Origin of the sequence: Oceanotoga sp. (genome assembly GCF_030445905.1) — a bacterium.
In the GTDB taxonomy this organism is placed as follows: Bacteria; Thermotogota; Thermotogae; order Petrotogales; family Petrotogaceae; genus Oceanotoga; species Oceanotoga teriensis.
Window position 1 is genome coordinate 42,032 of the sequence record NZ_JASUSU010000008.1, and the last position, 26,282, is coordinate 68,313.

Annotated in this window: 24 protein-coding genes and 1 tRNA gene; 10 read left to right on the forward strand and 15 right to left on the reverse strand. The window is 26.6% G+C overall.

From position 1 onward, the window contains the following. Window positions 1-34: 34 nt before the first annotated feature. Window positions 35-460: a hypothetical protein gene (locus PWP28_RS03710; RefSeq protein WP_109606472.1), complete on the forward strand. Its 426-nt coding sequence runs from the start codon at window positions 35-37 to the stop codon at window positions 458-460. Window positions 461-502: 42 nt separating this feature from the next. On the opposite strand, the gene PWP28_RS03715 is transcribed toward PWP28_RS03710, so the two are convergent. The 6 genes from PWP28_RS03715 to PWP28_RS03740 form a co-directional block, all read right to left on the reverse strand. Further along, window positions 503-706, reverse strand: coding sequence for a heavy-metal-associated domain-containing protein (locus PWP28_RS03715; RefSeq protein ID WP_109606474.1), 204 nt, complete (start codon window positions 704-706; stop codon window positions 503-505). A 23-nt stretch (window positions 707-729) separates the two neighbouring features. Then, window positions 730-2,895: a cation-translocating P-type ATPase gene (locus PWP28_RS03720; protein ID WP_305081685.1), complete on the reverse strand. Its 2,166-nt coding sequence runs from the start codon at window positions 2,893-2,895 to the stop codon at window positions 730-732. Between the two features lie 133 nt (window positions 2,896-3,028). Further along, the gene (locus PWP28_RS03725) at window positions 3,029-4,690 is read right to left on the reverse strand and encodes a hypothetical protein (RefSeq protein WP_109606478.1); all 1,662 of its coding nucleotides are present in this window, start codon (window positions 4,688-4,690) and stop codon (window positions 3,029-3,031) included. A gap of 87 nt (window positions 4,691-4,777) precedes the next feature. Next, window positions 4,778-6,745, reverse strand: coding sequence for a triose-phosphate isomerase (gene tpiA, locus PWP28_RS03730; protein WP_308644265.1), 1,968 nt, complete (start codon window positions 6,743-6,745; stop codon window positions 4,778-4,780). An 85-nt stretch (window positions 6,746-6,830) separates the two neighbouring features. Beyond that, the gene (gene gap / locus PWP28_RS03735; protein ID WP_109606482.1) at window positions 6,831-7,847 is read right to left on the reverse strand and encodes a type I glyceraldehyde-3-phosphate dehydrogenase; all 1,017 of its coding nucleotides are present in this window, start codon (window positions 7,845-7,847) and stop codon (window positions 6,831-6,833) included. Window positions 7,848-7,951: 104 nt separating this feature from the next. Next, window positions 7,952-8,344: a YbaB/EbfC family nucleoid-associated protein gene (locus PWP28_RS03740; protein ID WP_109606483.1), complete on the reverse strand. Its 393-nt coding sequence runs from the start codon at window positions 8,342-8,344 to the stop codon at window positions 7,952-7,954. A gap of 195 nt (window positions 8,345-8,539) precedes the next feature. On the opposite strand from PWP28_RS03740, the gene PWP28_RS03745 reads away from it, so the two are divergent. Beyond that, window positions 8,540-9,046, forward strand: a complete 507-nt coding sequence (locus tag PWP28_RS03745) for a hypothetical protein (RefSeq protein WP_109606702.1) — start codon at window positions 8,540-8,542, stop codon at window positions 9,044-9,046. Between the two features lie 29 nt (window positions 9,047-9,075). Beyond that, window positions 9,076-10,704 carry a radical SAM protein gene (locus PWP28_RS03750; protein ID WP_308644266.1) on the forward strand — a complete coding sequence of 543 codons (1,629 nt, stop codon included), beginning with the start codon at window positions 9,076-9,078 and terminating at the stop codon, window positions 10,702-10,704. Window positions 10,705-10,729: 25 nt separating this feature from the next. On the opposite strand, the gene PWP28_RS03755 is transcribed toward PWP28_RS03750, so the two are convergent. Then, entirely contained in the window at window positions 10,730-11,575 is an 846-nt protein-coding gene (locus tag PWP28_RS03755; protein ID WP_308644267.1) for a GNAT family N-acetyltransferase, read from the reverse strand. 183 nt (window positions 11,576-11,758) lie between these two features. Here PWP28_RS03755 and sdaAA point away from each other — a divergent pair, with 183 nt between their 5' ends. Then, complete coding sequence (gene sdaAA, locus PWP28_RS03760) at window positions 11,759-12,631, forward strand: L-serine ammonia-lyase, iron-sulfur-dependent, subunit alpha (protein ID WP_308644268.1); 873 nt, start codon at window positions 11,759-11,761, stop codon at window positions 12,629-12,631. On the opposite strand, the gene PWP28_RS03765 is transcribed toward sdaAA, so the two are convergent. Genes PWP28_RS03765 through PWP28_RS03780 form a run of 4 tightly spaced genes read right to left on the reverse strand, consistent with a single transcriptional unit; the run spans window position 12,596 to window position 16,367 of the window. Continuing rightward, on the reverse strand, window positions 12,596-14,302 hold the full coding sequence (locus PWP28_RS03765) for a penicillin-binding transpeptidase domain-containing protein (protein ID WP_308644269.1): 1,707 nt from the start codon (window positions 14,300-14,302) through the stop codon (window positions 12,596-12,598). The genes sdaAA and PWP28_RS03765 overlap by 36 nt on opposite strands. After that, window positions 14,292-14,696, reverse strand: coding sequence for a hypothetical protein (locus PWP28_RS03770; protein WP_109606691.1), 405 nt, complete (start codon window positions 14,694-14,696; stop codon window positions 14,292-14,294). Before PWP28_RS03770 ends, PWP28_RS03765 begins: the two co-directional genes overlap by 11 nt. A 2-nt stretch (window positions 14,697-14,698) precedes the next feature. Beyond that, complete coding sequence (locus tag PWP28_RS03775) at window positions 14,699-15,349, reverse strand: hypothetical protein (protein WP_109606689.1); 651 nt, start codon at window positions 15,347-15,349, stop codon at window positions 14,699-14,701. 10 nt (window positions 15,350-15,359) lie between these two features. After that, window positions 15,360-16,367 carry a rod shape-determining protein gene (locus tag PWP28_RS03780; RefSeq protein WP_109606687.1) on the reverse strand — a complete coding sequence of 336 codons (1,008 nt, stop codon included), beginning with the start codon at window positions 16,365-16,367 and terminating at the stop codon, window positions 15,360-15,362. 191 nt (window positions 16,368-16,558) lie between these two features. Between PWP28_RS03780 and PWP28_RS03785 the strand changes: the two genes are divergently transcribed. The 3 genes from PWP28_RS03785 to speE are packed head-to-tail and all read left to right on the forward strand — an operon-like array spanning window position 16,559 to window position 18,364. After that, on the forward strand, window positions 16,559-17,095 hold the full coding sequence (locus PWP28_RS03785; protein WP_109606685.1) for a helix-turn-helix domain-containing protein: 537 nt from the start codon (window positions 16,559-16,561) through the stop codon (window positions 17,093-17,095). Window positions 17,096-17,119: 24 nt separating this feature from the next. Continuing rightward, complete coding sequence (gene speD, locus PWP28_RS03790) at window positions 17,120-17,518, forward strand: adenosylmethionine decarboxylase (RefSeq protein ID WP_109606712.1); 399 nt, start codon at window positions 17,120-17,122, stop codon at window positions 17,516-17,518. Further along, complete coding sequence (gene speE / locus PWP28_RS03795; RefSeq protein ID WP_264150335.1) at window positions 17,519-18,364, forward strand: polyamine aminopropyltransferase; 846 nt, start codon at window positions 17,519-17,521, stop codon at window positions 18,362-18,364. It abuts the gene before it with no gap. 22 nt (window positions 18,365-18,386) lie between these two features. On the opposite strand, the gene PWP28_RS03800 is transcribed toward speE, so the two are convergent. The 4 genes from PWP28_RS03800 to PWP28_RS03815 all read right to left on the reverse strand — a co-directional run bounded on the left by PWP28_RS03800 (window position 18,387) and on the right by PWP28_RS03815 (window position 22,671). Continuing rightward, window positions 18,387-19,466 (reverse strand): family 1 glycosylhydrolase, encoded by a 1,080-nt coding sequence (locus PWP28_RS03800; RefSeq protein ID WP_109606708.1) that lies wholly within the window; start codon window positions 19,464-19,466, stop codon window positions 18,387-18,389. Between the two features lie 48 nt (window positions 19,467-19,514). Continuing rightward, window positions 19,515-20,870, reverse strand: a complete 1,356-nt coding sequence (locus tag PWP28_RS03805) for an MATE family efflux transporter (RefSeq protein ID WP_206050619.1) — start codon at window positions 20,868-20,870, stop codon at window positions 19,515-19,517. Window positions 20,871-20,963: 93 nt separating this feature from the next. Then, a tRNA-Leu gene (locus PWP28_RS03810) sits at window positions 20,964-21,052 on the reverse strand. Window positions 21,053-21,093: 41 nt separating this feature from the next. After that, entirely contained in the window at window positions 21,094-22,671 is a 1,578-nt protein-coding gene (locus tag PWP28_RS03815; protein ID WP_109606706.1) for a DUF4350 domain-containing protein, read from the reverse strand. A 175-nt stretch (window positions 22,672-22,846) separates the two neighbouring features. Between PWP28_RS03815 and sdaAB the strand changes: the two genes are divergently transcribed. From sdaAB to mch, 3 genes are all read left to right on the forward strand, one after another. Continuing rightward, a complete protein-coding gene (gene sdaAB, locus PWP28_RS03820; protein ID WP_109606704.1) occupies window positions 22,847-23,506 on the forward strand; it encodes an L-serine ammonia-lyase, iron-sulfur-dependent subunit beta in 660 nt (219 codons plus the stop codon). A 261-nt stretch (window positions 23,507-23,767) separates the two neighbouring features. Next, window positions 23,768-25,315: a uracil permease gene (locus PWP28_RS03825; protein ID WP_109606609.1), complete on the forward strand. Its 1,548-nt coding sequence runs from the start codon at window positions 23,768-23,770 to the stop codon at window positions 25,313-25,315. Then, the gene (gene mch, locus PWP28_RS03830) at window positions 25,308-26,270 is read left to right on the forward strand and encodes a methenyltetrahydromethanopterin cyclohydrolase (RefSeq protein ID WP_109606608.1); all 963 of its coding nucleotides are present in this window, start codon (window positions 25,308-25,310) and stop codon (window positions 26,268-26,270) included. Before PWP28_RS03825 ends, mch begins: the two co-directional genes overlap by 8 nt. Window positions 26,271-26,282 lie beyond the last annotated feature (12 nt).

The window sequence follows — 26,282 nt, forward strand, 5'->3', positions numbered from 1 at the left end:
TTTTTTTTGATATCAATACTGTGGAGGGATATCTATGAATACTTATATATTACTTTTTAACTCTAATTCTCCAGATGAAATTTATAAGGAAGCTTCTAAAATAGCCTCAAGATTTGGAGAACATAATATATCTTCTGTTGTTAAATATAATGATGAAAAAATTATATCAGATAAGATGATTAATCAAATGGTAGATATGTATATTTCATTGAAAAAATCAAATTTTGATTTAATTGAAAAATTTAAAAATAAAGTAAAAGATGATGATTTTTTACTAAATCAAATGAAAGAAAATCTGATAAGATTTAATAAACATTCTTACAAATACCCAGAAGAATGGAAAATAGTTTTTTTTGATGGAGAAGATTTTAATCATATAGATGATTATAGTTATTTAAATGAACTCAAAAGTAGAGTATTTAAAGATTCTCTTTATATTGCAATGGTGGATCTTCCATAATATTAAAATCCCCAAACATACTAAAATGTTTGGGGATGGTTCTTATATTATTATTCTTGCAGGATATCCTGCTTCTTCAAGAATTTTTTCTACGAGTTCTGAAGGTTCTTCCGTTTCAACATGTACTTTTTTAGATGGTAAATCGACTTCAAATTTGCTGATCTTTTTTTCTTCTTTCAAAGCATTTTCAATATTCATTTTACAATGATTACATGACATATCTGGTACATCATAAGAATATTTCATTTATTTCACCTCCAAAATATAGATTATTTTATCAATTTTTTTATTCTCAATGAATTTAATATAACGTTTATAGAACTAAAAGTCATAGCAATTTCTGATATTGCTGGATGTAAAAGGCCAGACATTGCAAGTGGAATTGCTATTACATTGTAAAAAAAAGCCCAAAATAAATTTTGTCTAATCTTAGAGAAAGTTATTTTTGATATTTTTATAGAATCTATTATTTTTGAAAATTCACCTTTTACAGATATTATATCTGCACTTTCTATAGCTAAATCTGTACCTGTTCCAATAGCCATAGATATATCAGAAGATTTTAAAGCTGCAGCATCATTAATTCCATCTCCAACCATAGCTACTTTTTTCCCAGAAATTTGTAATTCTCTGACTTTATCTACTTTATCTTTTGGACTAACCCCTGAATATATAGTTTCTATCCCAACTTGTTTTGCAACTGCTTTTGCGGTAATTTCAGAATCTCCAGTTATCATTATAGGCATTATTCCCATAGTTTTAAGTTCTTTTATCGCATCTTCAGCTTGTTCTTTTATAGGATCTGCTATAGATATGAATCCTTTTATTTCTTCATTTTCTCTAAACTCTACAACAGTATGACCTTTTTCCATATATTCTTCATATATTTTATAGTTTTTTGGTTTTCCTATAAAATATATATTATTTTCATAATTTGCTTGAACACCTTTACCAGTTATTTCTTCAAAATTATTTAAATCAATTTTTTTATCTTTCTTATTTTCATAATATTCATATATTGATTTTGCTAATGGATGATTAGAATTACTTTCTATAGTATAAATTATATCATGATAAAATTTATCTATATTTTGAAATACAACTGTCGGTTTTCCTTGAGTTATTGTTCCTGTTTTATCTAAAAGTATAGTATCTATATCTTTTGCAGCTTGAATAGCTCCTCCATTTTTTATTATTAAACCTTTTCTCGCAGCTGCTCCACTTCCTGCTACCAATGCCATTGGAGTTGCAAGACCCAAAGCACATGGACAAGCTATAACTAAAGTAGAAACAAAAACAAAAATAGAAGTAGAAACAGCACCAGCATCTACAACAAGCCATGGTATATATTTAGACATATTTACTAAATATTCTTGCATATTTTCATAGTTAAAATACCATACAAGAGAACTTATAATGGCAAGGCTTAATACTATTGGTATAAAAAACAAAGTTATTCTATCGGCAAATGCTTGAATTGGAACTTTTGTTGATTGAGCTTCTTCTACGAGTTTTATCATTTGATTTAAAAAAGTTTCTTCACCTACATTTTCAACTTCAACTTTTAATAATCCTTCTTCAAGTATAGTTCCACCAACAACTTTTGAATTTTCTGATTTTTTAATTGATAATGGTTCTCCAGTAATCATTGATTCATCTACAAGGCCTTTACCTTCTATAATTTTTCCATCTAAAGGTATTTTTTCACCTTTTTTTACTAATATCAAACTTCCTATTTTTACTGTTTCTAAAGGAACTTTTTCTACATTTTCTCCATTAATTACATTTGCATTTTCAACTTTCAATTTTATTAAAGATTTTATTTCTTTTGAAGCTTTACTTTTTAAATTGCTTTCTATGAATCTTCCAAGTAAATGAAGAGTTATTAGCATTGAAGCTAAAGCCCCAAAGGACATTACATCCATTCCAGTCATATTCAATATTGTTGTTATATATGATGATAATGCTCCAATTATAACGAGTGTATCCATATTTGTATGAAAATGAGAAATAGCAATCCATGCACCTTTTAATGTTTTTTGACCTAAATAAAATATATTTATTGCTCCAATTATTAACTCTAAATAATTGTAATAAGGTATCTTTAATCCACTCATATGAAAAAGCATTAAAATACTTATTGGTATTGTTAATATTAATGAAAATATTAGATTGAATTTATCATGTTTATAATTTTTTTCTATCATATCTTCAGAAGGCATTTCTTTTGAAGCTTTATACCCAACTTTTTTTACACTTTTTTCTATTTCGTCAAAATTTATTTTACCTTCTTTTATTATAACTGCTTTTTCTGTAGCAAGATTAACAGATACAAACTTAACTCCTTCAATTTTTTTTAATGATCTTTCAACATTCCTAACGCATGATGCACAAGTCATACCCTGTACACTGAAACTTAATTTATCTTCTGACATTTTTTAACCTCCCCCCCAGGTGTGGGTAATTTATATCTATATCATAATATAAAATCATTTCTTTTTTTTTTAGAATATGTAAATAATTATAAAAAAAGACTCTCAAAATATTGAGAGTCTACCTTTATTATCTCTAATTTATTTTATTAATACTCAATTTTACTTCTTTCACACCTGTATCTTCTGACATCTTCAAAAACTCATTTAAAGCATTTTTTAATTGACTTTTTATAGAATCTATTTTCGCATAATCTTTAAAATCTTCTATTTCTCTATTTGTAAATATTAAACTTAAATTATCATAAACATATGTAAGGTTATTATTTATTTTTGTTCTGGCTTCTTCACTGCCAACAACAAGAATATAACTTCCAATATATATTTTATTTTTGAATTTATAATTAAGAGCATACTCATTTTGTATTATTGGTACTTCTATTCTAATGTTTTTTTGTATATATTTTATTTCTGGATTTTTTGAACCATAATATTTTATATCTGTAAAACCTAAGAATTTAGGATCATAAGGATTTTTTTCTATAGAATAAACACTAACTCTACCATCTTTAAATCTTATATAAGCATATTTATCTGTCGCTTTTAATCCATCTACTTCATCTAATTCAAGATTCTTTTTTATTATAGGGGTTTCAGGATTTTTAACATCAGCTATTGTTATGCCATCATTTATTCTTAAAATGAATAATGAAGTATTTATCAGAACTGTATCTGTAACATTTCCAGATGTTTTTATGTTTGAAATTTCTTTTGGATTCTTAGGATCATAAACTTCATAAATAGTAACGCCATACTTTCCACTTGGTGAATATAAATAACTTTTTTCATACTTTGTCGTTGTGAATTTAATACTTTGTTCACTTTTAGCATTTTGAGAGTCTTTAGCCACGACTTTTAAAGTATAATTTTTATTTAGTTCTAAAGAATTGTATCCAAAAGAATTATTATTCAATCCATTTGCAATGTTTTTTTGTGTTGTCCCATCAGATAAATAAATATCATAGGTTAATAAATCTTTATCAGGATCAGAAGCTTCCCAAGTAAATATTATATCTTTTTGTGAATGATTTTGTCCTTCTTCTGGGTACAAAATATTTGGTGAATTTGGTGGATTATTTTTAGTTATTATAATTTCTTGTGAATAATCAAAAACTTTTTTATCTTTTACAGCAGCAAAGAATATATTATGAGTTTTATTATCAGAATTTAATTCATATTTATTTTCACTTATTATATCTTTTATTTTATATTGATCTTGATCTTTTTCTACCACAACATATTCATCATAACCATCAGGAAGGGTTATAATTGCTTTTGTTTCTTCCCATTCAGTATCTATTGAATATTTTATGGTTGATTTATCTAATTCAAGATTGATATTTTTATCTTCATCTATAAAAGAATCAACACTTCCATAGTAAAATTTCAAATCATTTTGACCAATAGCTGAAATATTTATAGTATAATTACCTTTTTCTATATTTTCCATTTTTATGTTATCCGAAAGAGAAAATTCTTTTTCTACTGTTTTTTCTCCTAAAAGTTCAACTTTTATTTTTTCTATTGGTTCTCTAAATTCGGATGTTTTTATTGTATATTGTATGTTTACATTATACTTTTTATTAACAAATAAAACAGAAAATACAATAATAACTGTAAATATTAAAATAACCCCTAATGATGAAAAGATAATAATTTTTTCTTTATTTTTTTTATCATAATTACTTGATTCAACTAATTCTTCAAATTCATTATTATTTTTTTTATCTTCATTCATCTTTATCACCTCCTACTGATTATATCATAAATTATTAAAAATAGCTTTAAAAAAAGGGGTGCATTTTGCACCCCTTTTTTATGTTTTTTATTTTATTAATTCATTCATTATATTGGCAAGATCTATAAAATCTTCTTTTAACGATGCCCCACCAACAAGTCCTCCATCTATATCCTTTTGTATGAAAAGTCCAAAATAATTACTTGGTTTAACACTTCCACCATAAAGCAATGTAACTTTTTGTGCTACTTCTTCTCCATACATTTCAGATAATAGATCTCTAATATATTTATGAACTTCTTGTGCTTGTGCTGGAGTTGCTACTTTTCCAGTTCCTATGGCCCATACAGGTTCATAAGCTATTATTATTTTATTTATTTCATCTTTTTCTATTTCATTTAATCCTTCTTTTATTTGTTTTTCTATTGTATTGAATATTAAACCTTTTTCTCTTTCTTCAAGATGTTCTCCAACACAAAAAATAGGGGTTAATTCTTTTTCTAACGATTTCTTTATTTTTTTGTTTATTATTTCATTTGTCTCGCCAAATATATCTCTTCTTTCAGAATGACCAAGTATTACATGAGTAACATTTATATCTTTTAGCATATCTGGAGATATTTCGCCTGTATATGCACCAGATTCTTCAAAATACATATTTTGTGAACTTACTTTTATATTTGTTCCAGAAGTTATATCTGCAATTTTTTCTAAAGAAGTAAAAGGCACACCCAATATTACATCTATTTTTTCTTCATTTCCAATTTTTCCTATTAACTTATTTACAAATGCAGCTGCTTCTGAATTATTTTTATTCATTTTCCAGTTTCCAGCTAATATAAATTTTTTTTCAGTTAATTTTTTTTTTGTTGCTATAGATGCAACTCCAGGTAATTCTTTTCCTTCTAAGAGTTCAAGTGAAGCTCCTCCACCAGTTGAAACATGAGAGAATTTTTTGGCTAATCCAAATTTTTCAGCTGCTGCTGCTGAGTCTCCACCACCAATTACACTTACACTTCCAGCATCTGTCAACTCTACTATTAATTCTGCTACTCCTCTTGTTCCTTTTTCAAAATCTTCTATTTCAAAAACACCCATTGGTCCATTCCATACAACTGTTTTAACTCCAGAAAGTTTTTCTTCAAAAAGTTTTAATGTTTCAGGACCTATATCTAAACCCATCCAACCTTTTTCTATTCCATCATCCATTTTTACAACTCTATTTTCAAGTCCTGCTTCAAGCTTTTGAGCTACTATTGCATCAATAGGCAATATCAATTCAACATTGTTATCTTCAGCTTTTTTCAATAAATCTTTTGCAAGATCTAATTTATCTTCTTCATATAATGAAGATCCAATCTCTTTTCCTTGAGCTTTTAAGAACGTAAACATCATAGCTCCGCCTATGAATATCTTATCCGCTTTTTCGAGAAGATTAGTAATTACTCCTATTTTATCTGATACCTTTGCTCCACCAAGTATTACAGCATAAGGTTTTTCTGGATTTGTGGTTACTCCACCTAAAAATTTAATTTCTTTTTCCATTAAAAATCCAGCTACACTTGGTATATTTTGTGCGATTCCAACATTAGAAGCATGTGCTCTGTGTGCTGTTCCAAAAGCATCATTAACATGAATATCTGCAAGAGATGCCCAATATGTTGCCAATTCAGCATCATTTTTCTTTTCGCCTTTTTCAAATCTTGTATTTTCAAGTACTAACACTTGACCAGATTTTAATTTATTTACAGCTGTTTCAACTTTTTCTCCTCTTGTTTCATCTACAAAAAGAACTTCATTATCTAACAATTCATTTAATCTTTTTGCAACTGGAGCTAAAGAAAATTCAATTTTCTTTTCCCCTTTTGGTCTTCCAAGATGGGATAAAAGTATTACTTTTGCATTTTGTTCTAAAACATATTTTATTGTAGGTAAAGCTGCTTTTATTCTTGTTTCATCTGTTATTTTTCCTTCTTTTATTGGAACATTAAAATCAACTCTCATTATAACTTTTTTATTTTCAAAATCTATATCTTTAACTGTCATTTTTTCCATAATTACACCTCCAAATTCATAGTGCCATTTATGCAATATTTATAAAAGGGAGACATTGTTATGCCTCCCCATGTATTAATTTTTCTTATTTAATTAATGTAGCAAAATGTTTAACTAATCTAACTAATTGAGCTGTATATGACATTTCATTGTCATACCAAGATATAACTTTTACCATTTGTTTTCCATCTACTTCTATTACTTTAGTTAATTCTGAATCAAATAATGAACCGTATTGACATCCTATTACATCAGAAGATACTATAGGATCTTCAGTATATCCCAATGTATCTTTTAGTTCTGTTTCAGCTGCTTTTTTCATAGCAGCATTGATTTCTTCTACTGTTACTTCTTTATTTAATTCAACTACGAGATCTACTACTGATCCTGTAACTGTAGGAACTCTCATAGCCATACCATCTAATTTTCCTTTTAATTGAGGTAATGCTTTTGCAACAGCTTTAGCCGCTCCTGTACTTGTTGGAACTATGTTTTGTGCAGCTGCTCTTGCTCTTCTGAAATCACCTTTTCTATGAACTCCATCAACTGTATTTTGATCTTGTGTATATGCATGAACTGTTGTCATTAAACCTTTTACTATACCAAAATTATCATCTAATACTTTTGCAACTGGAGCTAAACAGTTTGTTGTACATGACGCACCTGAAATTATATTTTCTTCTCCAGTTAATGTATCATGGTTTACATTATAAACTATTGTAGGTACATCTCCTTTTGCTGGAGCAGAGATAACAACTTTTTTTGCTCCTGCTTCTAAATGTAGAGAAGCTGCTTCTTTTTTTACAAAGAAACCTGTACATTCTAATACTACATCAACATTTAGTTCTTTCCATGGTAATTTTGCTGGATCTTTTTCAGCAATTATCTTTATTTCTTTTCCATTAACTACCATAGCTCCTTCTTTTACTTCAACTTCAGCATCAAATCTTCCTTGTGCAGAATCATATTTTAATAAATGAGCTAAAGCCTTTGCATCTGATAAATCGTTTATTGCAACGATATCAAATTCAGGATTATTAAACATTAATCTAAATGCCAATCTACCAATTCTACCAAAACCATTAATAGCTACTTTTACCATATTAATGTACACCTCCTCAAAGTGTATGAGCATTAGTTATTTTTTTCTCTAATATAATTATATATCTTAATTAATAACAATAAGAAAAAATAAAGTTAAATTTATTATAATCCAAATCCCATATTTTGTAATCCGCCAAGGTATTTTTGACTTATTTTTTCATTTTCTTCTTCTTTTATTTGATTTGCTTTTTCAATTGCTTCATTAGTCGCTGCAATAATCATGTCTTTTATTATTTCCATGTCTTCACCTTCGAGTTCTTCAGAAATTATTATATCTTTTACTCTCAGATTACCATTTGCAATGACTTTTACTACTCCACCACCCGATGTAGCTTCTACTTCTTTATTGGCAAGTTCACCTTCTAAAGTAGACATTTCATCTTCCATAAGCTGTTGTGTTTTTTGAGCCTCTGCAAGTAATTGATTTACATTAGGTTTTTTACTGGAAGAATTTTTAAAAGACCTTCCACCAAATCCTTTTATTTTTTTACCCATTAAGTTGCCTCCTTTTTTCCTATTCAATAAATTATATCATTTTTAAAGTAATTATAAAATTAAATTATATAATCTTTTTTATAAACAATCATTCAAATTTTTATACTTTTTACAATTATTTTTTATATTTTTTTTATTTTGTATATATGTTATATGCTATAATAAACTATAATAATATATTTGGAGGGTGAAAATATGAAAAAATTCATTTTATATGTTTTAATAACTTTTATTTCTTTATTAACGTTTTCAAATGGAATTGATGAAAAAATAATTATAGGTAAAGCCGATGGAAAAACAGATATTTTTTTAAATTCAGATAATCCTATGGGATTAGGTGTAATACTTGGAGAACCTTCTGGACTTTATTTTAGATATTATTCAAAAAAATCCCAATTTTTAGATGCTTCTACAGCTTGGTCTTTTATAAATAATTCTATAAATTTTTCGGCAGATTCTGATTTTATATTTCCCATAAAAAATATTCCTTTGAATTATCATTATGGATTTGGAGGTTTTATAAATATTCATTTTGGAGAAGTAAGTAGTCTTTCATTTGGTGGAAGAATTCCTCTTGGAATAGATTATAAAATACCAAATACTCCTTTAGACATTTTTTTAGAATTAAGTCCAACTTTAAAATTTTTCCCAGAGTTATACCCTTCTATAACTGGTTCTTTAGGTTTTATCTATAATTTTTAATTTAAATTAGTTTATGGAGGTTTTTAATATTGAAAGCAGTTATAATAGATGGTTATGTTGATGAACCTGCTGTTTTAGGTGTCCCACCTTATGTCTCTACATATATTAGGTATGCAGCAGGTGCTTTAATGTTTCATGGAATTGAAGTAGATTATTATACCATAGATCAGATAAGAAATTCTGATTTATGGAAAGCTTTTAATAATTATGAATACATTATTATTATATCTGGTACAACTGTACCAGGACATTATTTTAGAGGCACTCCTATTTCAATTAAAGAAATTAAAAATATATTTTCTTTAAATAAAAATCCTTTAAGAGTATTAGGAGGTCCTATAACTAAAGGATATACTATAACTGGCGGGAAAGCTGCAATCGAATTGAAAAAGATATTAGAAAACACCGTAGATTTTTTAGTAGAAGGTTCTATTGAAAAATTTTTATTTGATTACCCCGTTTCAGATAATTACTCTCTAAAAGATTTTAGTGATTATGATTTGATAGACTTAGTTTCAAATTTGGGTGCAGAAATTCTAAAAAAACATCCTTTTTATCCTGACATAATACCTGAAATAGAAATTTCGAAAGGTTGTGATAGAAAAGAAGGGTTTTGCTCTTTTTGTACAGAGCCTATGATAAGCGGAAAGTATAAAGAGAGAACTTTAAAATCTATAATTACCGAATTGAATTGTATTTCAAATGTCGGAGTTAAAAATATAAGATTTGGTAGAAGTGCCAATTTTTTAGCTTATGGTATGACTTTTAACAATTTTAAACCCAATTCAAATATATTTGAACAACTTTATTCTTCAATAAAAGATGATTTTGAAATAATACATACAGATAATGCTAACCCATTTTTTATAGTTGATCATGAAAAAGAAGTTAGAAAAATTCTTGAAATAATCACAAAATATAATTCAAGCGGAGATATTCTTTCTTTTGGTGTAGAAACTTTTGATTCTAAAGTTTCAAAAGCTAATAATATAATAAATGATCCCAAAAAAGCTTTAAAAGCTATAGAAATTGTAAATGAGATTGGAAGTGTAAGAGATAAAAATAATATACCAAAGCTTTTGCCTGGAATAAATATCCTTTATGGTCTCTTAAATGAAGATGATGAAACTTATAAAATAAACATGGAAACTTTTGATCATATCTTAAAAAAAGATTTATTATTAAGAAGAGTTAATGTTAGGCAGGTCATGGCTTTCCCAGGAACAATGCTTTATAATAAAGGAAATAAAAAGATAAATAAAAAACTTTTTTTAAAATTTAAAGATTATATGAAAGAATTCGATAAATCAATGTTGGAAAAAGTTTTCCCAATAGGAACAAAAATTAATAACATAATAGTTGAAAAACAACAAGGAAATATCTCTTTTGGAAGACCTTTAGGAACATATCCTATTCTTTGTGGATCCAATGATAAAAAAAATCTTTATTCTAAATTTAATGGAATTGTAGTTGATCACGGTTCAAGAAGTTTAACTGTAATTCCAGAAAACAAAAAAATATTTGAACTTTCAAATCAAGAAATTTCTTCTATAAAAGGTTTTAGCAAAAAAACAGCTAATAAAATTAAATTTGATATGAATATTGATTTTTTAGATGATGATAGAATAAAAACCTTAAAAAACTTGAAATTAATATAAATGCTCTATTAATAGAGCATTTATATTAATGGAATTTCATTTGCATTTCTTTTTGTTGTAAAAAAACTTGAAAATTATTGTTTTTTAATGCTTTATTTAAAGGATCATCCTCTGGAACAGATACTACAATTATTTTATTTTTATAGAATGAAAGTTTATTTTTTATATCTAAAATGAGTTCATCATATTTGCTAACATCAAATATAGGAGCTGCATCAACTATATAAGTGTTATCATCATTTATTCCCCAGACAACATAGCCGTCAACATAATCCCAAGATTTTATTTTTTCTATTTTGTACCTTTGATCACTTAAATATAATGTTTGTGGATGTCTTTGCCAATTAGTAATTCTTTTTAAATTTGTTTTTGCAAGAAAACTCGATTCTTTAAGCCAATTTGGATCTTCAATTGTGTAAGTATTTTTTGGCGGTATATTATCTGGAACATCTGTATGAAAAGATTCTAATATTCTTTTTATTTTAAATCCATGTTTTTCATAAAATTTTATAGCTCTTTCTTCCATAGAAGCTACTTCTAAAACTATCTTTTTAACTCCTTTCCATTTAAGAATTTCAATAGTTTTATATAACATTTCCGAAGCTATACCTTTTCCTCTGTATTCTTCTTTTACACCAAAAGAATCAATTCTTCCAAGGTCTTTTCTACAAGAAATAATACTAACCCCTATAGGTTTTTGATTTTCATATACTATAAAAGAGTCTTCTAAAGAAATAGAAAACTCTTTAGAATCTTTTTCAAAACTATTAATATCCCATCTTACTGGAACTATATAATCTTTAAATATTTCATTTACTGTATTTATAAGTGTCACAGTTGGAATATCCGTTACATTTTTATATTCAAACATTAGTATCCCTCCTCAAAATTAAGAGTATATTATTAATACTATTATATTACTTATTATCTTTATTTCAAAATTGATTTTTTAATAACAAGTTTTTAAAAGTTTATAAAAATTATAATGAATCTTAGTTTTAATATGTTATGATATATTGAATTATTTTATCATAAATATATAAGAGGTGAATTAATGTTTACTAAATTTCAAGATTTAATAGATCTATCAATTAAAACTAATAAAAATCTTCATGAAATAATTATTGAATGGGAAATGTTAGAAAATGGTACAGATCCTATTTTATTAAAAGAAGAATCTATAAAAATAATAAATCAAATGATTGAATCTTATAGAGAAAAATTGAATAATCCTTCTAAAAGTTTAACAGGATGGACTGGATTTAATACTGAAATATATAATGAATATAAAGAAAATAGTTTATTTAATAATTTAATTTCTAAAGCTATTTTAATTGCTCTTGCAACTTCTGAAAATAATGCATCTATGGGTAGAGTTGTTGCTTGTCCTACTGCTGGATCTAGTGGAGTTGTACCTGGAACTCTTGTTTCTTTGTATGAAGAGAAAAATATTCCCATTGAAAAATTAGCTGAAGGTCTTTTGATTTCAGGAGCTATTGGAGAATTCATAAATAGAAAAGGCAGCTTATCTGGCGCAGTTGGAGGTTGCCAAGCCGAAATTGGTTCAGCAACAGCTATGGCTTCTGGAGCCATAGTCTATATACTTGACGGAGATCCAGATAAGGTTGCCAATGCCGCAGCACTTTCGATGAAGTTTTTAATGGGTTTAGTTTGCGATCCAGTTGGAGGTTTTGTTGAAGTTCCTTGTGTTAAAAGAAATCCTGCTGGATCTGTAATCGCTTTTACCGCAGCTGATTTAGCCATTTCTGGAATTAAAAGTGCTATTCCTTTTGATGAAGTATCTCAAGCTATGGGAAAAGTTGGTAGATCTTTACCAATAGATTTAAGGGAAACTGGTAAAGGTGGTATAGCTGCAACTAAAACGGCAAAATCACTTTTGGACAAGTTCATGGGTAATAAAATCTGATATATGTCTTGCAAAAGGAACAGCTATATCTGGTCCATACCCACCATTTTCAACTAAAACGATCATAGAATATCTTGGATTTTCAGCTGGAAGGTATCCTGCAAACCAACCATGAGATTTTTGATTCCCACCAACTTCTGCAGTTCCAGTTTTACCCGCAACTGTAGTATCAAAATCTTTAAATCCTTTGTATGCAGTACCTTCTGTTCTGCTATCACCTGGATAAGAAGTTACATCTATCATCCCCTTTTTTATGACATTCGAAAATTCTTTATTCAGATCATAATCATCTATTAAAACGGGCTCATTTTTTTCTACTATTTGTCCATATATATTTTTTGTTTCTTTTAAAAGATTAAATTTAAAATATTTGCCATTTTCAGCCAATATATTATAAAATCTTAATAATTCTATAGGTGTTAACTGAACATATCCTTGACCAATATAAGCAAGGATTGTCTCTCCTGGATACCAAATAGTATCATATGTCTCTTTTTTCCATTCTTGATTTGGAAAAAGTCCTTCTTTTTCACCTGGAATCTCTATACCTGTTTTTTTATCTAATTTAAAATAATTAGCCATACCTTTCATATAATCTATTTCTATAGTTTCTCCAAGCCAATAATAATAACTATTTGCAGAAACTCTCAATGATTTTCTCATATCAGTTATACCATGTCCTGCATAATTCCAATCATAAAATGAAGCTATTCTTGTTCCTTTTGAATTATAAACATCATATCTTCCAGTAGAATTTATTGTCGCATCTGGAGATATTCCATATTCTAAAGCACTATAGGCTATAAATGGTTTTATCAGAGATCCCGGAAAATAGGATGCCCCTATACTTCTATTTATTAATGGTTTTTTTGAGTCATTTAAAATTTTTCTAAATTCTAAAGTACTTAATCCTTGAGAAAAAGCATTTGGATCTGGTGATGGATAACTAACCATAGCAACTATATCTCCATTTTCTGGATCTGATATAATAACAGAACCTTTATAATTATGCTTTTCAAAGTAATTATATACTTCTTTTTGTAATCTTATATCTAAAGTTGTATATATATCATTTCCAGCAATAGATTTTGTATCTTCTATAACAGCTTTTACTTTACCTGAAGGAGTTATTGTAACTAATTTATAACCTTGTTTCCCAATCAATTTATCATTCCAAACTTTTTCAAGTCCACTCCTTGCTAAACCTTCATTATCAACATATCCAAGTATATGATATAAACTATTATCGGCATATTTTCTAACATATTTTTCAGTAATAATAAAATTTTTAATTTCTGATAATTTTTTAGAAGTTGTAGAAGAAATTTTTAATATCACATTTTTTTGAAAATTTAGTCTATCTATTACATAATCAACATCTAAATCAGTTTTAGAAAGAATTTTTCTTATTTTTTCTTCATCTTCTTGAACTATTTCATCTGAATTATTATAAATTTGATATAATTTCTCATTCCATGCAATTAGTTCACCATTTCTATCATAAATATTACCTCTTTTAGCTTCATTTATATAAATTCTTGTAGATAAATCTTGAACTTCAAGTCTATAATCTTTCCAATTTAAAACTTGTATCTGAAAAGCTCTATAAAATAATAAAAAAAATCCCAATATTGTAAGAATAAATAAAAATATCACTCTTTTATTTTCCATTTATTATCAACCTCAAATTAAGGAAATAAAGCATGATAATTAAAATCATAGTTATTATTGATGGAATTATTGAATAACTTAAATATCCTAAAAATGCAGTAAATATTCCACTATATATAATTACAGTTATAAAACTTAGTTCTTTATTTTTGAATATCCAATTCAAAAAAACATACAATATATAAAAGATTATGGCAACAAATCCTACATCATATCTAAATTGGAAATAAAACAATGTATAAACAAATGGAACTATATATTTTATTTCATCTTTTAAATCAGAAAATTGTATATACACCATCATTATTGGAAAAGAATAAAAAATATAATCTCCGAGCCATCTATCCCAAGAAGATGTTATTAGTGCTAATATTATAAAAATAATATAAATCATATTTATTCCTCCAAGAAATAAACTACAGAACTTTCAATCATATTTGGTTTAAATATGTAAAAATCTGCATATTTTGATATTATTTCTCCTGTTAATTCAACATAAGAATCATCTAAATAATAAGGTAATTTTATATTTATTTTTTTTGTATCTATTTTTATATCTTCTGGTAATTCTATATATATCATACCCATTTTTTCTTTTATTAAAACATCTTTATTTTGTACTTCACCAAAAATATCTTTTTCATTCCAACCTATTTTTTTGACAATAATTCTATCTCCAAAACTTTCTTTGACATATCCCAACAGTTTTTTATTTGTATTTATGACAATAGTATCCTTTTTTACTTTTGAAGTTGACATAATTATGTATTTATCTGGAAAATCTTTCAATATTAATCCATATGGTATATCAAAATCTATCAAATCTGTTTTTAAAACTTTTAGTTCATTCTCTTTCATTAATTTCATAATATCATCCATATTATTAGAGTTTTCTTCTCTTTTTAATAATTCTTGCTGAATCTTTGAAAAAGTATAATCAAATGGAAATAAAGCCCATTGCATCAAATCTCCAATGGGCTTTATAATATTTATTAATATTACAATAATTATAAAGAAATTTAAATAAAATAATCTATTTTTATTCATCTAAATCACACTATCTATTTTTACTTAAATTTTCAATTATTTCTATTTTATCTATAACTAACCCAGCACCTCTTGCAACACAAGTTAAAGGTTCATCCGCAATTACAACTCTTATATGAGTTTCTTTTTCTATTAATTCTTTCATTCCTTTGAGCATAGCTCCACCTCCACCTAAAAATATACCTTTACTGACAACATCGGAAAGGAGTTCAGGAGGAGTTGATTCTATAGCAAGTTTTATATTTTCAAGTATTCTTGAAACAGGTTTTTTTATAGCCTTTCTTATTTCTGAACCAGATAATGGTATATTTTTAGGCAATCCAGTTAAAACATCCAGTCCTATGATATCTATAGTTAGGCTATCATTTTCTTCATTTTCAAATGTATTTCCTATTTCCATTTTTATTTTTTCTGCAGTTTTTTCACCAATTAAAATATTGTGTTCATTTTTAACGTATTCGATTATATTTTCATCAATTTCATCTCCAGCAACTCTTATAGATTTTGAGAGAACTATATTTCCAAGAGATATAATTGCTATTTCAGTGGTTCCACCACCTATATCTACAACCATATTTCCAGAAGGTTCTTCTACATTTAATCCTGCTCCTATAGCAGTAGCCATAGCTTCTTCTATGAGAAAAGCCTTATGAGCACCAGCATCTAAAGCCGCTTCTTTTAAAGCATTTCTTTCTACTTCTGTGGCTTCCGTAGGTATTCCTATTACTACTACAGGTTTAAATATATTAAACCCTCCAACAGATTGAGATATAAAATATTTCAACATTGCTAAGGCAACGTCATAATCAGCGATTACACCATCTTTTAAAGGTCTTGTTGCTATTATATTACTTGGAGTTTTACCTATCATTTTTTTTGCTTCGAGTCCGACTTGTAGTATTTTCCCAGTATTTTGGTCTATAGCTATAACTGAAGGCTCATTTAAAATTATTCCTTTACCTCTTGAATAAACTAATGTATTAGCGGTTCCCAAATCTATACCTAAATAATTTCTCATAGAAGTCCTCCTTAATAATGTATATCAGTAATAGTATATCACAACAAGTAAAAATTGAAAATATAGCAACATAAATTTAATTATTTTTTGTTGACTTTAAAATGCAAAAAGTTTATAATATTAAACGTATTGTTTAATATAACTATCATTTTAAAAAATTATAATTAAAAATTATCTTTTGGAGGGCTTTTATGAATATAGGTAAGAAAGTTAAAAGCTTGAGAATAATGCAAAATATGACTCAAGAAGAATTAGCCGTTAGATCTGATTTAACAAGAGGCTTTATATCTCAAATTGAAAGAAATTTAACTTCTCCTACTATAGAAAATCTTGAATTGATCTTGAGGGCTCTTGGTACTGATCTTGTAGAATTTTTTTCATCTATGAATGAAAAAGAAAAAGTTGTTTATACAAAAGAAGAAAGAATTCCTATTTATGATACTCCTGAAGGAATAAAAGAAGAATTATTAATGACTGCAACAGATCCTAAAAAAATAGAACCTTCATTGATTGAGTTAAATCCTATATCTTCTACAGAAGTTGAAAATTATCATGAAGGTTATGAATTTGGTTATGTTATTGAAGGTAAAATTATAATTAATCTTGATGAACATAAGTATCATGCTAAAAAAGGTGAATGTTTTTTCTTTACTTCTAATAAAAAACATTTCATTGAAAATAATTCAAAAAAAAATAATGCACAAATTCTTTGGATAGAAATATTTTAATATAAGTTAAGGAGGTTGAATTAATTGGTTAGATCTCTTGGGAAACATTTAATTGCTGAATTTTACAACTGTAATAATGAAATATTGGATAATGTAGAAAAAGTAGAATATTATATGAAAAAAGCTGCTATTGAAACAGGGGCTACAATCGTCACTTCGACTTTTCATAGATTTTTACCTCATGGAGTTAGTGGTGCAGTTATAGTTTCAGAATCCCATTTGGCGATTCACACATGGCCAGAATTTGGTTATGCTTCTATAGATCTATACACTTGCGGGGATGATGTAGATCCATGGAAAGCCTTTGAATATCTAAAAAAAGCTTTTAATTCCAATAGAACAGAAGTTAATGAACATAAGAGAGGACTTTACAATGAAATTGGTATCCCTGAAAATTCTTCTCATAAAGTGGAGGTGGAATAATTGAATCATATAAATTTTTTTGAATACAATCCAAATGAAACATCAGGTGTTTTTTTTAGTATTTCAAATATATTATTTTCAAAACAAACTAAATATCAAAGAATAGATATTTTTGATACTCCTGAATTTGGAAGAGTTTTTGCTTTAGATGGTTTAACTATGACAAGAGAAATGGATGAGTTTATTTATCATGAAATGATCGCCCATGTTCCTATGTTTATTCACGAAAACCCAAAAAAAGTTTTAGTAATAGGTGGCGGTGATGGCGGTACAGTAAGAGAGGTATTAAAGCATTCTTCTGTAGAAGAAGTCATAATGTGCGAAATAGATGCAGAAGTTATAGAAGCTGCCAAAAAATATTTGCCTTTAACTTCTTGTGAATTAGATAATCCAAAAGTAAAACTTGTTTCAGAAGATGGTTCTAAATTTATAAAAAAATATAAAAATTATTTTGATTTAATAATAATAGATAGTACAGATCCAACAGAAGGTGAAGGAGGACTTTTATTCACAGAAGATTTTTATAAATCATGTTTTGAAGCTTTAACAGATGATGGAATTCTTTCTGCTGAAACTGAAGATCCTTTCATTCACAAAGATTGGATGAGAGATGCTTATAAAAGACTTTCAAATGTTTTCGTTAAAGCAAGATTGTACATGGGATATTTGCCTATGTATCCACCTGGAGTATGGACTTGGGTTTTTGCTTCAAAAGGCAAAGATCCTATAATGGATTTTGAACCAGAAAAAGTTAAAAATTTTGATAAACCTTTAAAATATTACAATGAAGAAATTCATGTTTCTTGTTTTTCATTACCAAATTTTATAAAAGATATGATAAAATGAGGTCTGCTTAAAGCAGACCTCATTACATTATAAATTTTAAAAATCTTTCATTTATTTCATTTTCCTCAACTATTCTTGAATATATATTCAAAGAATTTCTCTTAAAAATTTTATCATTTTTATTTTCAAAAAAACCTTCAAATGAAATATTCCCATTTTCAAAATGTTTATCAATCAAAGAATTTTGTATGTATCCTATAATATTAGACTTATTTAAAAAATCATGCATCTGATTAAGAATTGTTATTATATATTTATTTCTAAATTTATCTTGATCATCAGATATACCACCAGAAGATATTATTATCGGAGTTTTTACCCCTTTTATAAGATTGAAAATATTTTTTATCTTTTCAGTATTTATACTATCACCATTTAAAATATTTGTATCATTTAAACTCTCATCATGATAATTTATTATGAAAAAGTCTAAATCTATTTCTATTTTTTCTGAATTTAAAAATGGTTTAATAGTTTTTTCTTGTTTGAAACATTTATAAAAATTGAAATATAAATTATTATTATCTTTTTTTAAAAAAGAAAAAATTCCATTTTTTTTATATTTTTCATTGAAATTAAAAGTTAAACCTATTTTTTTATCTTTTAAATTTTTAGATTTTATTTTTTTTATATCAGAAATAGTATATATTATATTTTGAAAGATTTTCAATGAGTTCTCATAATTTTCATTTAATAGAATATAAGAATTTTCCATAATATTATAAAATTCTACAAAATCTTTAGTTTCATTTATAACAAAAAATACATATTTCAAAATAAATTTTTTATTTTCAATATTAGAAAACCCTCCATTTTTTAAAAACCATTCTGGCATATTTTTTTCATTTATTAAAGTAATAATTGGATTTATGCCAGACTTATTTAATTTTTTTAAAAAAGCAATAATCTTTTCAAGATATTTTTTGTTGAAAATATCTTTATCTAAAAAAAGATTTTTCCAAGATATCTTAAATTCATAATATTGAACTTTTGTTTCTTCTATCATCTCTATTTCTTTATTAAAATCAAAGTTAAAAAATTCATTATAATTATTAGATGAAATACCCCATATAAACCCTTCTGGGAAAAATTTTTCAGACATATTAATCCCCCTATAATATATAATTAAACTTAGTTTATTATATATAATTTATTTTCTCATTTCAGATATAATTTTTTTCATGGTCTTATAAAACCATATTACCATTATAAAAAAAGATATAAATTCAGAAATAGGAAAAGCATACCATGTACCTTTAAGACCTATTTCTTTTGATAATATATACATAAGAGGCAATAACAGAACTATTTGTCTTAAAAACGAAATGATTAAACTAGGTAATCCTTTTCCAACAGCTTGAAAAGTTGCTGAGCCAACTATTGATAATCCTATTATTGGAAAAGCTATACTTATTATTTTTAATGCATTCACTCCTATTTTTATAAGTTCAGGATCATCATTAAACATTCTTATCAATTCTTCAGGAAAAAACTGTAATAAAAAAAAGCCAATCGTAGTGAATATAAATCCTGTTATAAGGCCTATAAAAATTGCTTTTTTTAATCTCTCAGGGTTTTTATGTCCAAAATTATATCCTATTATTGGTATATAACCCTGATTTAATCCAAATACAGGCATAAAAACAAATGATTGAAGTCTAAAATATATTCCAACAACAGCTATAGCCGTTTGATTAAAAGAAGCTACAATTTTATTAGCCCCAGCAATCATAAAGCTACCCAACAGTTGCATAATCATGGCGGGAAGACCTACTCTGTATACTTCTTTTATTATATCAAAGTCTATATTAAAGTTTTTAAAATCAAATTTTATTTGATTTTTTCCATAAAATAAAACTATTAAAACTAATATTCCAGATATAAACCTTGATATAACTGTAGCCAAAGCAGCACCTTTAACTCCCATTGCTGGAAATATCCATAATCCAAATATTAAAAATGGATCAAGAAATATATTTATAACAGCACCAACTATTAAACTTATCATTGGAATGAAAGTATTTCCTTCTCCTCTTAAAATACTGTTAGCTATTATTGGCAAAAACATAGCTATAGAACCAATCATTATTATTTGAATATAATCTTTTCCCAAATTTATCAATTCTATATTAGAAGTAAATATTTTTATTAATTCATCAGAAAAAAACAATCCTATAAAAAATACAATAATACTATAAAATATTGTTACAAATATTACATTTTCAGCAACATTATCAGCTTTTTTTTCTTTCATCTCACCCAAAAGTCTTGATATAAGAGATGTTGCACCAATTCCAGTACCTACAGCTATAGCTATCAAAATCATCTGTATAGGAAAAGCCAATGAAAGTGCTGATAAAGCTTCTTTTGAAAGTCTACCAATATATATACTATCAACAACATTATATAGAGCTTGAATAGACATACCTATTATAGATGGAATAGATAACTTTATCATGAGGCTAAGTATTGAATCTGTTCCAAGTCTTTTTGATTTGCTTTCCAAATTATCACTCCTATCAATCTTATTTCATTTTAAATTATAACATGTTTTATAATAATAAAAAAAAGACATCTCATTTAAGATGTCTTTTTTTTCTGGTGCCGAAGGCGGGACTTGAACCCGCACGAGGTTTCACCCCCAATGGATTTTGAGTCCATCGCGTCTACCAATTCCGCCACCCCGGCTCACCAGAATTTATTATACTACAAAAAAGTTATATTGTCAATCATTTTAAAAAGTATTTTAAAATATTTTCTGCTAAAATGGCATCATCTCCCCAACTCCAGCCATCATGTAGAATATTTCCAGTTGCTCCCGTACCGTCATCAAATGGAGAAGAATCTCCTATAGCTATAACTTTTCCTTTTCCATATACTGTACTTATCAAATAAGGTTTTTTATTTGTATCAGATATTAATACTTCAATATCTTTTTTTAAAATATTTATTGAAGATCCATTCCATACACCTATGTTTTGTATATTTTCTGTTATTTCATGTTTATAAACATTTTTTAATGGTTCTTCTTCTAAATCGTCTCCCTCAAATAAAAAACCAAAGTTTTCAGTAAATTCATTAAAAACTCTAACTGCATCCCAACCATTACCATTTCTATCTGCTCCACCATGATCAGCTATTATAAATAAATTACCTCCATCTTTTACCCATTCAAGTAATGCTTCAATTTCATCTGCAAAAAAAGGACCATTTGGTTCTGGAATTATAAAAATTCCAAAAAGATCTAATATATCTTTTTTTATATGTATTTTTTCATTTTTTACATTTAAACCCATTTTTTTTGCAAGATCAGCAAAATCTGAATATCCTCCTGTTATTGTCCAATCGGAATTGCCTGCTGTTTGAGAGTGTGATTCATCGAATAAAATATTATGTTTTTTTATATTTTTTTCTGAAATATCTATACTTAAAATATTCGCTTTATTTTCATTCATGTCTTGAACAAATCTTAACATTAATTTAGAATCAACAGGAAGATTTTCATATTCTATTTTAAGTATTTTATTATTTATGAGTTTGTAATTTTTTATATTATTCTTATTATCTCTAATAGTTTTATTTAACTTGAAGTTATCTATTATTTCTTCATTAAATAAAATACTTAATATATTATTATCTATTGAATAAAACTCTATTTCGGGTGGAAATATATCTTCTGTTTTTAAATCTTCAATACTTCTTGGTTGTATTTCTCTTTTTGTTAAATACTGTGCCATTACTCCAGTAACTTCAACATCTATGCCTTCTTTAAAATTCATTGGATCTATCTTAGTATTTTCTCTTATCCAAAGTATTCCTTCACCAGTACCATCATCTATTAGAATCTCCTGTCCCATAGCTTTAATTACTTTTCCTTCTGTATGGGCCAATATTCCTTCATATTTTTCTTCATTTATATCAACTGTTTTTATATTTATAGGTTCAATTTCTTTATAATTTTTTTCAAGAATTTCTATACTATGTTTTTCATTATCTTTATCTAAAACAAGTTCAAGATTCATTTTATGTTTCCATAAATATCCAGTAACTCTTATTAAATCATTTCTTTCTATATCAAACTTGCTAAAATCCATATTTCCAGAATAAACATTCAAACCTGCAGTATCATCTTGAATAAAAAATAAATTTATATCAAATGGTCCAGGTTCAAGAGTAACAACACCTTCAACAGTCACAGGAGTTAAATCTTTAAATGTTCTGGCTTTTTCAATAGTTATAACATTAGAAAAAGCATAAATAAAAATAGTAAAAGTCAAAACCATAAATAAAAAAACTGATTTCTTCATATAATCCCTCCACAAAATTTATATAAATATATTATACATCAAAAAAATTAAACTTAAGATTAATAATGATTTTATTAGAGCAAATATAATATCTTTTTAAAAAAAGAATGATAAAATTATAAAAATAAGATAAATATTACAAAAAATATGAATTGAAAATGGAGGTTATAAATTTATGTCTTTACTCGATGTTATAGGTCCCATAATAATAGGGCCTTCAAGTTCGCACACAGCCGGAGCAGTTAAAATAGGTAAATTTGCACATAACTATATAGGTGGAACTCCAGACTCTGTAAGATTTATTCTTCATGGTTCTTTTGCTGATACATATATAGGCCATGGCACTGATAGAGCTCTATTAGGAGGAATAATGGGTTTTGAAGTTGATGATCATAGAATTAGAAATTCTTATAAAATAGCTCAAGATACAAATATGAAGTATGAGTTTAATTTTGAAGATCTTGGAAACGTTCATCCAAATACTGTAAAAATAATTGCTACTAAAAATGATCATGATTTTGAAGTCATTGCCGCTTCTATTGGTGCATCTGAAATAGTTGTAAATGAACTTGATGGAACTGAAGTTTATTTAAGAGGTAAAGTTCCAACTTTAGCTATAGTTAATAAAGATATTCCCGGTACATTAACAAGAATTATGTCAACAATTTCTAAATACAATATAAATGTTGCAAATGTTACCCTTAAAAGAATTTCAAAAATTATAAAAGAAGCTGTTTGTATACTTGAACTCGATGAAGAACCTACATTATTACTTTTAAAAGAACTTGAATCATTTGAAAATATAATTTCTTGTAAATATATACCCAAAATATAAGGATATTCTTAAAGAATATCCTTATATTTTTATTAAAAAAAAGTAAACAAAGTTATAATTTTCACTATTTTTGTGTTTTAATATTGACAATAAAAAAATTCTATGTTATACTAAGTTATATTTATAACAATCATTTTTATTAAACAAGTTATTTTTTCCACTAACTTTTTTTATAATCCAATTGTTTAAGTCTTAAACAAAGTATTTGTTTTTTTAGTTTAATTATTATACAAATAATTTAATTTCATTAGGAGGATTTATATGAATTTTAAATATAAATGGTGGGGAAAAGGTGATTTAGATGCCAGTTTCGGACTATTTTTTGATGGTTTTTCTAAAATTTTTACTGCAGTTGGTATAATGCTTTTTGTTTTTGGAATGCCTGTATCACTTGTAATAGGAAAGATGCTTCCAGCAATAGGATTAATAAGCTTTTTAGGTAACTTTTGGTATTTTTATGAAGCAAAAGAATTGGCCAAAAAAGAAAAAAGACATGATGTAACTTCACAACCATTTGGAATTGGTGGGCCTATTACTTTAAGCTGGATTTTTTTAATTATGGGACCAGTTTACTGGAAAACAGGAGATTCAAATCTTGCTTTTCAAGTTGGATTAGCAGCTGGTTTTATTGGTGGATTAATAGAAATTTTGGGTGCTTTTATTGGGAATTTTTTAATTGATTTTATTCCAAAAAGTGCTCTATTAGGAAATCTTGCTTCTGGAGCTTTTGTTTGGCTATCTATTTCTGGGATCCTTGTTGTTTTTAATAAACCAGAAATAGCTGTTTTACCACTTTTAATAGTAATTATGAGTTATCTCGGAAATTTCAATTTAAAAATAAAAATTCCTGCTGGTATTTTAGCAATTATTTTAGGAACTTTTATAAGTTGGGCAAACGGTTATATGAATTTTGATAAATTAATAACTTCTTTTAATTATATTGGATTCTATACACCAAATTTTTTTATTAAAGATATTTTTATTGGATTAAAAGAAATAAATTCTTATTTACCAGTAATAATACCTCTTCAAATAGCAAATTTTTTAACTACTCTTCAAGGAGTTGAAAGTGCTAAATTAGCTGGTGATTCTTATCCTCAAAAAAGATCTATGTTAATGGATGGTTTATTCACATTAATTGGAAGTTTAATAGGAAACCCATTTCCAACAACTGTTTATTATGGTCATCCTGGTTGGAAATCTATAGATGCAAGAGCTGGTTATTCTTTAGTTGTAGGAATCACCTATTTATTAATTGGATTTACCGGTATTTCAGGTGTAATGATGAATATAATTCCTTATGAAGTGGTAATGATTCTTTTAATATTTGTAGGTTTAACTGTCACTGTTGATACTTTTGAAAAAATAGATAAAAAATATTTTAGTGTTATTTTAATTTCTTTATTACCAATAGTAGCTGAATTAATTAAAACCTTAGTAAATTCTGCAATAAATTCTACTGGTATTGATATAAATTCTATTCCCGTTGAAAATTTTCAAAATTTTAATCTTCCAATGAATGGATTAAATATTCTAGGTAGTGGAGCATTTTTATCAAGTTTATTAATTGCTTGTTGGCTTGCTTGTTTAATAGATAAAGATCATAAAAAAGCTTTTTTGTTTGGATTAATTTTAAGCTTCTGTTCTTGTATAGGTTTAATTCATAATGATAAAATAGCTTTTTTACCAAAACAAGGCTTATATATATCTATAAGTTATTTAATAATATCATTATTTTCATTTAAAATAATTATCTCAAAATTTAAATGTCCTTTAAAAAAGGAAAAGGAGGAAAAAACAAATGCTTAGCGTAAATGAAAGATCTTTCGAATTAGTAAAAAAACTTTTATCAGATCCAGAAAAATATAAAATAAATATTCATAAGATAAAAGAAGCCACAATTATTGATTGCGGTGTAAATGTTTGTGGTAGTTGGGAATGTGCTAAATTAATGACTGAAATTCTTTATGGTGGATTAAACAAAATAAATTATGAAACTTTTCCATTAGCAATTGATGATGTATATTATAATGCTGTACATGTTTACTCCGATTATGTAGTTTTACAGCAGGCAGGTTGTAATATTTCTGGTTGGGAATTAAAACCTGGTAAATTCGCACCTGTTTTAGCTGGTCCTGGAAGACTTATTTCAAGAAAAGATAATGATTGGTTTAAAAAATATTCTGATTACTCTGATAAATATCATAAAGCTATTTTGACCGCTGAAATGAGTAGAATTCCTTCTGAAAATGAAGTAATAGATCTAATAGAAGCAAGTGGAGTTGAAGCAAAAGATGTTTATATTCTTGTTGCTTCAAGTGGAAGTATTGCATGTTCAGTAGAAGTTTCTGCAAGAATTATAGAACAATCTTTACATAGACTAAAAGAAGAAGGTTTTAATTTAAAAAATATTATTGAAGCGCATGGTTTTTGTGTAATACCGCCTGTAGTAAAAGATGATTTATTAGCAATGGGTAGACTAAATGATTGTTTAATTTATGGTGGACAGTGTACTTTTACTGTTGATTGTGAAGATATAGAAATAAGTTCAATAATAAATAAAATAACTTCTGATAAATGTAAATCATATGGGGCAATGTTTAAGGATATATATGAAGAAAATGGATGTGATTTTTACAAAGTTCCTATGGAAATGTATTCTCCAGCTAAAGTAGTTATTATAAATCAGAAAACAGGTAAAATCTTTAAATCTGGAAAAATAAATGTTGAAATACTTTCTAAATCTTTTAACTTTTTTAAATAATGAGGTGTTTTT